The organism is Janthinobacterium woesei (assembly GCF_051380875.1).
Taxonomy (GTDB): domain Bacteria; phylum Pseudomonadota; class Gammaproteobacteria; order Burkholderiales; family Burkholderiaceae_D; genus Janthinobacterium.
Genome location: NZ_JBNYXW010000008.1, coordinates 166,225 through 178,387 on the forward strand (window position 1 = coordinate 166,225; position 12,163 = coordinate 178,387).

Here is a 12,163-nt window from a genome sequence, read left to right on the forward strand (position 1 = left end):
AACGCAGCTCCCAGAACCCGACTGCCGCACAGGCGATACCTTATGGCTTGGCCGGTGCCGCGTAATGCAGCTTGAGCACCAGTCCATTGTGGTCATCGGCCATATAAATATCGCCATCCTGGCCCTGCTTCACGTCGACGGGCGCGCCGCGGCCCTGCTTGCCCTTGCGCTCCCAGTTGCCGATCAATTCGACGGCCTTGCCCAGCGGGGCGCCGGCCTTGTCGGGCAACAGCGCCACCAGGCGGTGGCCGTTGCTGCGGTAGCCGTGGTAGCCGATGATCAGGCTGTTTTTGTACAGCTCGGGGTAGCGGCTGGCCGTGTAGAACGTCATGCCCAGCGGCGCGGCGTGGCCGGGCAGCAGACGCCGTGGCGCCACGTATTTGGCGGCGCAGGCGGTTTTCGGGTATTCGGGGCTGGCGACGTTGTCGTCGTAGCAGTACGGCCAGCCGTAATGCTGGTCGGCCTTGATCACATTGAGTTCTTCGTGCGGCAGGTTTTCATCATTTTTCAGTTGCGGCATGGCGGCCTGGATGGCGTCGCGCGCGTTTTCCGCCTGCCACAAATCGCCCGTCGCCGGGTGGAAGGCCAGCGCCATCGAATTGCGCAAACCGCGCGCATGCGTGCGCCAGCTCGTCACCGTGCCGGCCGGCCAGGCCATCTTGTACTCGCGGATGGCGCCCAGCGCGTCCGCACCTTCGGCCGACGCGCACGGCTTGGCCGGATCGGGTGCCTTGCCATCTACCTCGCAATGGTCGGTGTTTGACCCCACATTCACATACAGGTCGCCCTTGGGGCCAAAGCGCATGGTCGTCAACAGATGCAGGCCCAGTCCCGGCAAGGGTGGCGCCTTGGCCGTGCCGCCGATCACGTCAGTGATGGCGCGGGCCGGGTCGCGCAGGTCGAAGCGGAAGATGCGCCCCACCACGCCCACGTAGACCATGCCGTCCGGCCCCTGCACGATGCCGTTCGGACGATCGAGCTTGTCGAGCAGCAGCTTGCGCGCGTAGCCGCTGCCTGCCGCCTTGCGCTGCAACAGCCATAATTTACCCTGGTTCGGCGTCCATCCCGCCATGTCCGTGACGAGAATGTCGCCATTCGTCAGCGGCAGCACGCCACGGGGGAATTTCAGGCCATCAGCCAGCACGGCCACGCAAAAGCCGGGCGGCGTAGTCACGTCGAGGCGCGGCAAGCCGTCGCATTGTCCGCTGGTCGCGGCGGCCAGCGCGGGCATGGCGGCGCTGACCATGCAGGCCGCCAGGGCGCCGGCGAACATTCTATGATTCATGGTCTCCCCATCAGCGGTAATCGGGGCATGACGGCACGCGCGTTGGCGCTGGTCCGGGCCGCCACTTGCGCTATGTCAAGGCCGCGCAGTTCGGCCAGCACGGCGCCGATGCGCGGCAATTCTTCGGGGCTGTTGCGGCCCGGATGCAGCCAGCTGGGCGAAATATCGGGCGCGTCCGTTTCCAGCACGATGGCATCCAAGGGCAAGCCGGTGGCCAGGCGGCGTATCTGCAGCGCGCGCGCATACGTCATGGCGCCGCCGAAACCGAGCTTGAATCCCAGGTCGATATAGCCCTGCGCCTGCTGGAAGCTGCCATTGAACGCATGCGCGATGCCGCCGTTTGGGCGAATCTGGCGCGCGTGCTTGAGGACAATGTCCTGCGAGCGGCGCACGTGGGCCAGCACGGGCAGGTCAAAGTCGCGGGCGATTTTCAGCTGCTCGCGCAGGAAATGCTCCTGCTTGACGCGCATGGCCGGTTCGCACAGCATGGGCAGGAAGAAATCGAGGCCGATCTCGCCGATGGCGACGAAGCGCGGGTCGGCCATGGCAGCTTGCACCGCCGCGCGCAGGGCGAGCAGATCGTCTTCGGTGGCGTGCGGCACGAAGATCGGGTGGATGCCGAGCGCATAGCAGGCGTTGGGCGCAGCGTGCGCCAGATCGCGCACGATGGCGAAATTGGCCCGTTCGACGGCGGGAATGACGATCATCGCCACGCCTTGAGCGCCGGCCCGCGCGGCTACCTGCAGCGATTCGCTGCCGAATTCGTGCGCGTCGAGATGGCAGTGCGTATCGACCCACATGGCTGCTCCTTGGCTCAATATTGGTAAGGCTGCAGCCCTTCGTCCGTCAGGCGCAGCACGCGGTCGCAGCGCTTGGCCAGTTCGATATCGTGCGTAACGATGACGAAGGCCGTGCCCAGGGTACGCGACAATTCCAGCATCAAATCGAAAATCTGTTCGGCCGTGGCGTGATCGAGGTTGCCCGTCGGTTCATCGGCCAGCACGCAGGCCGGCTGCGTGACGAGCGCGCGCGCCAGGGCCACGCGCTGGCGCTCACCGCCCGACAGCTCGCCTGGCGTGTGCGTCACGCGCTTGGCCAGGTTCACGCGCGTGAGGATCTGCTGCGCCAGTTCGGTGGCCGGTGCGCGCTTCATGCGCCGTATCATCAGGGGCATGGCGACGTTGTCCAGCGCCGAAAACTCGGGCAGCAGGTGGTGGAACTGGTAGACGAAGCCCAGCGAGGCGTTGCGCAAGTCGCCGCGCGCCTTTTCGCTGAGGGTGGCGAAATCCTTGCCCAGCAAGGTCACGCTGCCGCTGGTGGGCGTATCGAGGCCGCCCAGCAGGTGCAGCAAAGTCGATTTGCCCGAGCCGGAGGCGCCGACGATGGCCACGCGTTCGCCACGATAGATGTCGATGTCGATGCCGGCCAGTACCTGCACCTTGTAGCTGCCTTGCGTAAAAGTCTTGCCCAGGCCACGGCAGGACAGCACGGTGGCGCCGCTGTTGGAGGCAGGTTTGTTCAGATCGGTCATGGTAGTAGTCAGTCGATTATTCATAGCGCAGGGCTTCCGCAGGTTTGACACGGGCGGCCCACCAGCTTGGGTACAGGGTCGCCAGGAAGGCGAGGATCACGGCCAGCACGCCGATCTTGGTGACGTCGGGCCAGCGCAGGTCGGACGGCACGGTGCTGATGAAATAGATATCCTTGGACAGGAACTGCACGCCCAGCAGGTGCTCGATGAAGGGCACGATGACGTCGATGTTCATGGCCAGCAGCACGCCGCCGCCCACGCCCAGCAAGGTGCCCAGGATGCCCACCAGCGCGCCCTGGATGACGAAAATTTTCATGATGGAGCCCGGCGAGGCGCCCAGGGTGCGCAAAATCGCGATATCGGCCTGTTTGTCCGTCACCGTCATCACCAGGGTCGACACCAGGTTGAAGGCGGCCACCGCGATGATCAGCGTCAGGATGATGAACATCATGCGCTTTTCCGTCTGCACGGCGGCAAACCAGTTGGCATTCAGCTTGGACCAGTCGCGCAGCCACAGGTCGCCCGGCATGGTTTTTTTCAGTTCTGCCGCCACTTGCGGCGCCTGGTTCATGTCGGCCAGGCGCAGGCGCAGGCCGGACGGGCCATCGATGCGCAGCAGGCGCTGGCCGTCCTCGATATTGATGAAGGCCAAACCGGCGTCGAATTCATTGTGGCCCGCCTGGAAGATGCCGCTGACGGTGAAGCTGCGCATGCGCGGCAGCACGCCGGCCGGCGTGACCTGGCCCTGCGCCAGCATGAGGGTGACTTTTTCGCCCAGGTTGACGCGCAAGGCGCGCGCCAGCTCGATGCCCAGCACGATATTGAAGGTGCCAGGCTGCAGCGCCTTGAAGCTGCCCATGCGCGTCTGGCCGGCGATGTCCGACACGTTGGGTTCTTCCTCGGGCAGCACGCCGCGCACGACGGCGGGGCGCAGCGCGTCGTCGCGCAGCAGCATGCCTTGCGTTTCCACAAACGGCGCGGCGCCCTTGACGGCCGGATTCTTGAACGCCTGCGCCGCTTCGGCGCGCCAGTCGGACATGCTGCCGCTGTTGTCGAACACTTCCACGTGGGCCAGCACGGACAGCATGCGGTCCGTCACCTCCTTCTGGAAGCCGTTCATCACGGACAGCACGACGATCAGCGCGGCCACGCCCAGGCCGATGCCGGCCATGGAAATGAGCGAGATGAAGGAGATAAAACTGTTGCGGCCACTGCGCTTGCCGGCCCGCGTGTAGCGCAGGCCGACCAGCCATTCAAAAGGCAAATTCTTAAAAATACTCATTGTTCCGGCGGTCTTTATGTTTCTGGTTGAATTGGGCTCAATTACGCTCAACTATTCGTAGCGCAGCGCCTCGGCCGGCTTGACTCTGGCGGCGCGCCAGCTCGGGTAGATGGTCGCCACCAGCGCCAGGCCAAAGGCGATCAGGCCGATCTGCGCCACATCAAGCCAGTGCAGGTCCGACGGCACCGCGCTGATCTGGTAGATTTCCTTGGAAATGAAGTGCAGGCCGAAGATGCCTTCGATGAAGGGTACGATGACGCCCACGTTCAGCGCCAGCAGCACGCCGCCGATCACGCCCAGGGCACTCCCCAGCAAACCCACCAGCGCGCCCTGGATCATGAAAATCTTCATGATGGAAAACGGCGAGGCACCCAGGGTGCGCAATATAGCAATATCGGCCTGCTTGTCGGTGACCGACATCACCAGCGTCGAGACGAGGTTGAACGCGGCCACGGCGATGATCATGCTGAGAATGATGAACATCATGTTCTTCTGGCTTTGCACCAGCGCATACCAGCTGGCACTGGCGCGCGACCAGTCGCGCATCCACAGCTGGCCCGGCATCGACGCCTTGAGTTCGCGCGCCACTTGCGGCGCCTGGTTCATGTCAATCAGGCGCAAACGCAGGCCGGACGGGCCATCGAGCTGCAGCAGCTGCTGCGCATCGTCCATGTTGACAAAGGCCAGACTGCCATCGAGTTCATTATGACCTGCCTCAAAGATGCCAGCCACCTTGAGCACGCGCATGCGCGGCATGACGATGCCATTGGCCGGGTCGCCCGCCTTCGGCTCGCGTTCCAGCATCAGGGTCACGTTCTGGCCCACCTGCACGCCCAGCGCCTTGGCCAGGTCGATGCCCAGCACGATATTGTAGGAACCGGGGGTCAGCGCATTGAAACTGCCCTGCTTCATCTGGCCGGCCACGCTGGAGACCGTAGCTTCCTGCTTCGGCAGCACGCCGCGCACCACGGACGGGCGCATGGTTTCGTCATTGAGCAGCATGCCCTGGGTTTCCACGAAGGGCGCCACGGCTTTCACTTGCGCGTTGGCGTAGGCGGCGCGCTCCTGTTCCTGCCAGTTCGGCATCGAGCCGCTGGTGTCGAACACCTCGACGTGGGCCAGCACCGACATCAGGCGGTCGGTAACTTCCTTCTGGAAGCCGTTCATGACGGAGAGGACGACGATCAGGGCGGCCACGCCCAGGCCAATGCCGGCCACGGAAATCATGGAGATGAAGGAAATGAAGCTATTGCGCCCGCTGCGTTTCCCGGCGCGCGTATAGCGCACGCCGACCTGCCACTCAAAAGGAAATTGTTTGATGATGCTCATGCGCTCCCGCGACAACGTGATATGCGAGCGCGCAGTGTGCCACACAATTGACATTTCATGCGTGAAACACCGCACCGTGGCGCCACTTCGATGCGCGCGCGCAGGCATGGCAAGGCGGCAGCGGCAAGGGAGAAAAACAGGGAGAACACCTCCCCGCTACTCCGCTCCTGCCACAATCGCCTACAATCTCGGCATGAATCAACTTACCCTCGTCCTGCCCTGCGCCCTGCCCACCGCCGAACTGGCTGCCGACCTGCTCAAGGTCTTGCAAGCGCCCGCGCTGGCGGCCCTGCTGTCGCGCACCTCCAGTAGCAATGTAGAAACCTTTGACACTGCCAACCGCCTGCTGCCGCACGAAGCGTGGCTGGCGCACGCGCTGGGCCTGGCGCCCGCGCCCAACGGCGAGGCGGCGCAGGCAGCCTTTGCCGTGCAAGCCATGCGCGGCTATGGCTTGGAACCGGCGCCGGGGGCGCGTTATTTCCTGCTGCACCCTGCCCACCTGGCCATTGCGCGCAGCCACGTCAGCCTGGAAGACTTGCGCCAGCTCAATCTGAGCGAAGCCGACGGGCGGACCCTGTTTGAGACGGCGCGCCCGTATTTTGACGAGATCGGCCAGCCGCTGTCGTATGGCGACGCCGGCACCTGGTTCATGCGTGCGGACGCCTGGAGCGACTTGCAATGCGCCTCGCCGGACGGCGCCACCACGCAAGACCTGTCCGTCTGGATGCCGGAAGGCGAGCACGCACGCGCCGCGCGCCGCCTGCAGAACGAAGTGCAGATGCTGTGGCATGAGCATCCCGTCAACGCGGCGCGCGAGGAACGCGGCTTGAAAGCCATCAATTCCTTCTGGATCTGGGGCGCCAGCGTGGCCACGGTAGAACCTGCGCGCTGCGCCGCCAGCCTGCAGACAAAGGACGCGCCCGGCTGGCTGGCCGCGCTGGCGGAACCAGAACAGCGCAACGCCAGTCTAAACAGCGTGTTGGCGACGAAGGCAGATGCGATTGTCGTGCTGGGCGGCCTGATCGAGTCTGCCCAGGCGCAGGAATGGGGCATGTGGCTGCAGCAATTGCAAGCGCTGGAAACGCACTGGTTCGCGCCCCTCTTGGCGGCCCTGAAAGATGGCCGCCTGGGGCAGTTGCGCCTGGTGCTGAGCCACCGCGACGCCTGGCTGGAGTGCACCACCAGCCGCAACGCGCAGCGCAAATTCTGGCGCGCGCCCACCCTGAACAAGTTGAAAGCATCATGACCCGTACCCGCATCGCCACCCGCCCCTGCCCCTACCGCGAATCCGAACTGCTGCGCCAGGGCGGCATCCATCCCGTGCTGGCCCGGCTGTACGCTTCGCGCGGCCTGTCCGACACGGCAGAATTGTCGAGCGAACTGGCGTCCCTGATACCACCGTCCGGCTTGCTGCACATCGGCGCGGCAGGCGTCTTCCTGGCAGACGCTATTGCTGCCAAGAAACGCATGGTTATCGTGGCCGACTACGATTGCGACGGCGCCACCGCCTGCGCCGTGGCCCTGCGCGGCTTGCGCGCCATGGGCGCCGACGTCGATTTCATCGTGCCCAACCGTTTTGAGTACGGCTATGGCCTGACGCCGGAAATCGTCGAACTGACGGCGCGCGAAAAGTCGCCCGATATCATCATCACCGTCGACAACGGCATCGCCAGCATCGACGGCGTGGCCGAGGCGAACCGGCGCGGCATCCAGGTGGTCGTTACCGATCACCATTTGCCGGCTGACACCCTGCCCGACGCGGCTATCATCGTCAACCCGAACCAGCCCGCCTGCGGTTTTCCCAGCAAGCATCTGGCCGGCGTGGGGGTGGTGTTTTACGTGCTGCTGGCCCTGCGCGCAGAAATGCGCCGGCGCGGTATTTTTGATGCGCAAACGCAACCCAAGTTGGATAACCTGCTCGACCTGGTGGCGCTGGGCACGGTGGCCGACGTGGTGCGCCTCGATACGAACAACCGCATCCTCGTCGCGCAAGGCTTGAAACGCATGCGCAAGGGCAATATGCATGCGGGCGTGGCTGCCCTGTTCCGCGTGGCGGGCCGCGAAGCGCGCAGCGCCACGCCGTTCGACCTGGGCTTTGCGCTGGGACCGCGCCTGAATGCGGCAGGACGCCTGCAAGACATGTCGCTGGGCATCGAATGCCTGATCACGGACGACGAAGGCCGCGCCTGGGCGCTGGCGCAACAATTGAACGACATCAATTTGAAGCGCCGCGAAATCGAGGCGGAAATGCAGGATACGGCCCTGCTGCACCTCGATGATTTCGAACCGGCCAACAGCAGCACCATCAGCGTCTTCGACGCGTCCTGGCATCAGGGCGTGATCGGCATCGTGGCCTCGCGCCTGAAGGAAAAGTTCTACCGCCCTACGATCACGTTTGCGCCGGGCGCCGACGGCTGGATCAAGGGCTCGGGCCGCTCGATTCCCGGCTTTCACTTGCGCGACGCGCTCGACCTGGTCTCCAAACGGGCGCCCAGCCTGATCGACAAGTTCGGCGGCCACGCCATGGCGGCGGGCCTGACCATCCGCGCCGATGCCTTCGAGGCCTTTTCCAAGGCCTTCGAAGCAGTGGGCCAGGCCTGGCTCAGTGCCCAGCAGCTGGAGCGCATCGTGGAAACGGACGGCCCGCTGGAAGACGCCTACTACACGACGGCCTTCATCGAGCTGATGGATGGCCAGGTGTGGGGCCAGGGCTTCGCCCCGCCCGTCTTCTGCGATGAATTCCGCGTCGTCAGCCAGCGCATATTAAAAGAGCGCCATCTGAAACTGTTGCTGGAAAAGAACGGCGTGCGCTTCGACGCCATCTGGTTTGGCCACACGGACGCCCTGGGCGAACGCACGCGCGTGGCCTTCCGGCTGGACGCCAATGAATACAATGGCACGACGAAAGTGCAACTGATGGTGGAGCACGCGGAACCTGTGTAAGGCGGACATGCCGTTAGTGGAGAATTCGGAGCTTTTTAACCTCAACAGCCAGTTCTGGGCTAAATCCTACACCGGCATGACAACGGCAACAATTCCAAAAAAGGAGTAATATTAATCCACAAAAGGAGTTCATCATGAATCTTGCCTACGCCTACCCCAAGAGCCGCTTCGAGCCGGCTATCCTTGTCGACCTGAACGCGAAAGCCGAGCGCGAGCGCTTGTCGCAAGCGGCCTTGAAAGGGTTTTTCAAGCTGGCCGCCGCCTGGAAGCTGCGCGACGACGATGCGCGCGAGTTGCTGGGCGGCCTCTCCAGCAGCGCCTATTACGAGTGGAAGAAGCACCCGGACCGCTTGCTGGAAGTGGACCGCATCACGCGCATCTCCTACCTGCTGGGCATCTACAAGGCGCTGCACATCCTGTATGGCGACAAGCTGGCCGACGAATGGGTCAGCCTGCCCAACAAAAACCCCGTCTTTGGCGGGCGCACACCGTTGTCGCAGATGCTGGCGGGTGGCTTGCTGGCCATGCAAACGGTGCGCAAGCTGCTCGATGCGCGGCGCGGAGGACTGTGATCTTGCCGCCGTCAGCCACGGAAAACCTGCCGCCGCTGGCCGCACTGCGCCAGATCGACACTTGCCGTTTGATCCCGTCGCGCTTTGCCGACATGGAAGACTCCGTGCTGGCCCCGCTGGCGGAAGACGATGATCACCTGCGCGAACTGTTTGAGCTGGACAACGCGACGAATGCGCGCCTGGTGGCCGAATATGGCGGCGCGCCAGGCATCGGCGTCGACGAGCTGGTTTTTGGCGTGCCGCACTTTCGCATCATCAATGCCGCCTACACCTACGCCCGCCCGGAAGGGGCGCGTTTCAACGATGCCGAACGGGGCGCCTGGTATTGCGCTTTCGACATGACAACGGCACTGGCTGAAATCATTTTCCACAAGACCGTGGAATACCAGGAAATCGCATATTTCGACGACAGCGTCAGCTACCAGTCGCTGCTGGCCGATTTTTCCGCCAGCTTCCACGACTTGCGCGGCCAACCCCGCTACGTCGATTGCCTGGACCCGGCCAGCTACATCGCCTCGCAAGACCTGGCCGCCATTCTGCTCGATGCCGGCTCCATGGGCATCATCTTCCCCAGCGCGCGGCTGGCGGGCGGCATCAACCTGGCCTGCTTTCGCCCTGCGCTGGTAGGCAATGTTCGCAAAGGCGCCGCCTATCGGTTAACATGGCAGGGTACGCCGACGCCGCGCGTCGAAGCGCTGTGAAGTACAACGCAAACGCGCGCAACGGCATCCGACTCACCGCAACTTGATATTTCGCATGCAAACCAATCCTGAAAAAGACACCGAACTGCGCCTCAAAGTGAACAGCGAAACGGCCCGCCTGGCCTGGAGCGAACTGGAAAAGCATTTCTCCCAGGGCAATGTCGTCTGGGTCGCCAATGACCTCGACCTGGTCGAAGTGGCCGTGCGCATCTCGCACGATGACAAATCGACCATCGCGCAATGGCTGGCCGATGGTAAGGTCGCCAAGGTCTCGGACCAGCAGGCGCTGGACTGGCAGAGCGCCAACGCGGCATTATGGGCCGTCGTCGTCAGCCCGTTTATATTAGTGCAGCAGGAAAAACCCACGCAACACTAAAGACTGCGCTCCAGCATCAGCCGCAGCGATGCGCGGCCAGGCACGCTTGTCACGCTGTCGCTGGCACCTTCCCCATCCACGTATGACTGCGCCTGCACCTGCTGCTGGCGCAGCAGGTTGGCCAGCGACAGGCGCACGCGCGTCCTGGCGTCCGGCTGCCACAAGCCATACGCATCGAGGGTGCGCCGCACGCCTGCATAACTGCTGGCATGCGCGTCGAGGCGCGCCAGGCCGCCCGTCTGCACATTCAGGTTGCCGCCCATGCTGAGCATAGGTACAAGCCGGTAGTCCAGCCCCAGGTTGATGCTGGCCGGCACCTGGCTGTCCAGCCGGTTGCCCGGCCCCGGCACGGCATCGACGCGCGACCAGTTGCGCGCTGCATTGGCGCGCAGGTCGATCTCGGGCGCCTGCGCAAACCAGGTGCGCAAGGGCAATTTCATATCCATCTCGATGCCGCGCACGCTGGCATTGCCATTGTTGAACGGACTGGCAATCCAGATGCCATCGTGCTGGAACAGACGCTGCACGGTGACGTCGCTGATGCGCCGCGCGAACGCCGACAGGCTGGCCACGCCGCCCTTGCCCACATAATGCTCATAGGCAACGTCCAGGCCCCACGCCAGTTCGGGGCGCAGCGCCGGATTGCCCTGGAAATCGGGATTATTCGCGCTGTTGCCATTATTGATGGTGTAGCGGCGCGGCACCAGATTGCGCGTGCTGGGCGCTTTATAAGTGCGCGCCAACGCCAGCCGCAGCTGGTCGCGCTCCTTGTCGGGCAGCTTCCACAGGATTTGTGCCACGGGACTCCACACGCTGGCGCGCGTTTGCACGGAGCTCAGGGTGCGGCCCTCGGTCGCCGTCTGCAAGCCTTCCCAGCGCAGACCCGCATACATTTGCAGGCGCGGCGTCATTTCCCACTCATCCTGCGCGTACAGGGCCAGGCGGTGCACGTCCGCCGTATAGTCTTCCTGCAGCAGGTAGGCACTGCCACCGGCCGGGAAGGTATCGCGCTGCACGCGCGACTCGCTGCGGCGTATCAGGCTGCCATCCCAGCCCAGGCTCAGGGCATGTCCGCCGCCCAGCCGCGCCAGGAATTTGCCGGTGCTGGTATAGCTGTCGTCGAGCGCATCGGAAACCACGCCGCGCAGCAGCAAGGGCGCGCCATCGCTGGCATCGCCATGAAACGCGTAGTCCGTATCGCGCCGGTTATGGTTCACGCCCAGCTTGGCCGTCAGCTTGCCCACCGCGCCCATCGCATGTACCCAGCTCACGTCGCTGCGCGCCGAGAAGATGCTCGCCTGCGACGTCGTGCCGTTGCGCGGATATGCCGTGGCCGCGCCCAGCAGGGCCGTCTCGCGCGCCACGCCATTAAAATCGGTGCGGTACCAGTCCAGCAGGCTTTGCCAAGTCAGGGTGTCGCCATTGCCCAGGGTCCAGTGCAGGCGCGGCGTCAGGCTGGCCTTGTTGACGGACGAGGCGCTGTGCGTGCGCGTGTCCCGCAAGGCCAGCGGCGTGCCGGCCGCATCGGCCATACTTTCCGTCGTGCGTCCCGCCGCGCTGTCGGCCGTGCGCTCCAGCGCACCCGTCAGCGCATACGACAAGCCATGCGACTTGTCGGCCACGCGCCAGGATGCCGATGGATTCCAGCGCCTGTCCGCCCTGCCCGCGCCCAGCTTCCATTCGCGTTCCGGACGGCTGGCGCCCTTGCGCAAGATCACGTTGATGCTGCCGGCCACTGCCTGCATGCTGTATTCGGCCGTCGCGCTGCGCAGTATCTCGATGCGCTCGATCATCTCGGGCGCGATCGACTCGATGGAAAAACCGGGTGGCGCGGGGTCGCCATTGATCAGCATTTGCGTATAGCCGGCGCCCAGCCCCCGCATACGCACCTCGCTGCCGACGACGGATACGCCGGGCTGGCGTTTCAGCACGGCCGCCAGGCTGTTGTCGCCATATTGCGCGAGCTCTTCCCGGCTGACGACGATTTTCGCGGCCGTGTCGCCCCGCCGCTGCTGCACGCCGCTGGCGGCGGAAACCTCGACTTTCTGCAGCGGCGCATCGTCAGCGCAAGCCGCGAGCGGCAGCAAGGGCAGCAAGGGCAGCAAAAAGGCGGGAGAATACGGTGTGGCTGTGCGCATGAGGCC

The 12,163-nt window shown here is 64.4% G+C and carries 11 protein-coding genes; 5 read left to right on the forward strand and 6 right to left on the reverse strand.

The annotated features are described in order from the left end of the window. Window positions 1–40: 40 nt before the first annotated feature. The 5 genes from ACQ4W6_RS11115 to ACQ4W6_RS11135 are packed head-to-tail and all read right to left on the reverse strand — an operon-like array spanning window position 41 to window position 5,427. Entirely contained in the window at window positions 41–1,285 is a 1,245-nt protein-coding gene (locus ACQ4W6_RS11115; protein WP_436567252.1) for a PQQ-dependent sugar dehydrogenase, read from the reverse strand. Then, window positions 1,282–2,085, reverse strand: a complete 804-nt coding sequence (locus ACQ4W6_RS11120) for a TatD family hydrolase (RefSeq protein ID WP_436567253.1) — start codon at window positions 2,083–2,085, stop codon at window positions 1,282–1,284. The genes ACQ4W6_RS11115 and ACQ4W6_RS11120 overlap by 4 nt, the downstream gene beginning before the upstream one ends. Window positions 2,086–2,099: 14 nt before the next feature. Then, window positions 2,100–2,840, reverse strand: coding sequence for a lipoprotein-releasing ABC transporter ATP-binding protein LolD (gene lolD / locus ACQ4W6_RS11125; RefSeq protein ID WP_436567254.1), 741 nt, complete (start codon window positions 2,838–2,840; stop codon window positions 2,100–2,102). Then, entirely contained in the window at window positions 2,833–4,098 is a 1,266-nt protein-coding gene (locus ACQ4W6_RS11130) for a lipoprotein-releasing ABC transporter permease subunit (RefSeq protein WP_436567255.1), read from the reverse strand. Before ACQ4W6_RS11130 ends, lolD begins: the two co-directional genes overlap by 8 nt. 51 nt (window positions 4,099–4,149) lie before the next feature. Beyond that, a complete protein-coding gene (locus ACQ4W6_RS11135; protein WP_436567256.1) occupies window positions 4,150–5,427 on the reverse strand; it encodes a lipoprotein-releasing ABC transporter permease subunit in 1,278 nt (425 codons plus the stop codon). Window positions 5,428–5,620: 193 nt separating this feature from the next. Between ACQ4W6_RS11135 and ACQ4W6_RS11140 the strand changes: the two genes are divergently transcribed. The 5 genes from ACQ4W6_RS11140 to ACQ4W6_RS11160 all read left to right on the forward strand — a co-directional run bounded on the left by ACQ4W6_RS11140 (window position 5,621) and on the right by ACQ4W6_RS11160 (window position 10,019). Further along, the gene (locus tag ACQ4W6_RS11140) at window positions 5,621–6,673 is read left to right on the forward strand and encodes a hypothetical protein (protein ID WP_436567257.1); all 1,053 of its coding nucleotides are present in this window, start codon (window positions 5,621–5,623) and stop codon (window positions 6,671–6,673) included. Continuing rightward, entirely contained in the window at window positions 6,670–8,370 is a 1,701-nt protein-coding gene (recJ, locus tag ACQ4W6_RS11145; protein WP_436567258.1) for a single-stranded-DNA-specific exonuclease RecJ, read from the forward strand. Before ACQ4W6_RS11140 ends, recJ begins: the two co-directional genes overlap by 4 nt. 134 nt (window positions 8,371–8,504) lie before the next feature. Further along, a complete protein-coding gene (locus ACQ4W6_RS11150) occupies window positions 8,505–8,942 on the forward strand; it encodes an antitoxin Xre/MbcA/ParS toxin-binding domain-containing protein (RefSeq protein ID WP_436567259.1) in 438 nt (145 codons plus the stop codon). Window positions 8,943–8,944: 2 nt separating this feature from the next. Continuing rightward, window positions 8,945–9,643: an RES family NAD+ phosphorylase gene (locus tag ACQ4W6_RS11155; RefSeq protein WP_436567260.1), complete on the forward strand. Its 699-nt coding sequence runs from the start codon at window positions 8,945–8,947 to the stop codon at window positions 9,641–9,643. A gap of 55 nt (window positions 9,644–9,698) precedes the next feature. Then, complete coding sequence (locus ACQ4W6_RS11160; RefSeq protein ID WP_436567261.1) at window positions 9,699–10,019, forward strand: DUF2288 domain-containing protein; 321 nt, start codon at window positions 9,699–9,701, stop codon at window positions 10,017–10,019. Here the strand turns inward: ACQ4W6_RS11160 and ACQ4W6_RS11165 are convergent. Next, the gene (locus ACQ4W6_RS11165; RefSeq protein WP_436567262.1) at window positions 10,016–12,157 is read right to left on the reverse strand and encodes a TonB-dependent receptor plug domain-containing protein; all 2,142 of its coding nucleotides are present in this window, start codon (window positions 12,155–12,157) and stop codon (window positions 10,016–10,018) included. The two genes, ACQ4W6_RS11160 and ACQ4W6_RS11165, sit on opposite strands and share 4 nt — an antisense overlap. Window positions 12,158–12,163: the final 6 nt, after the last annotated feature.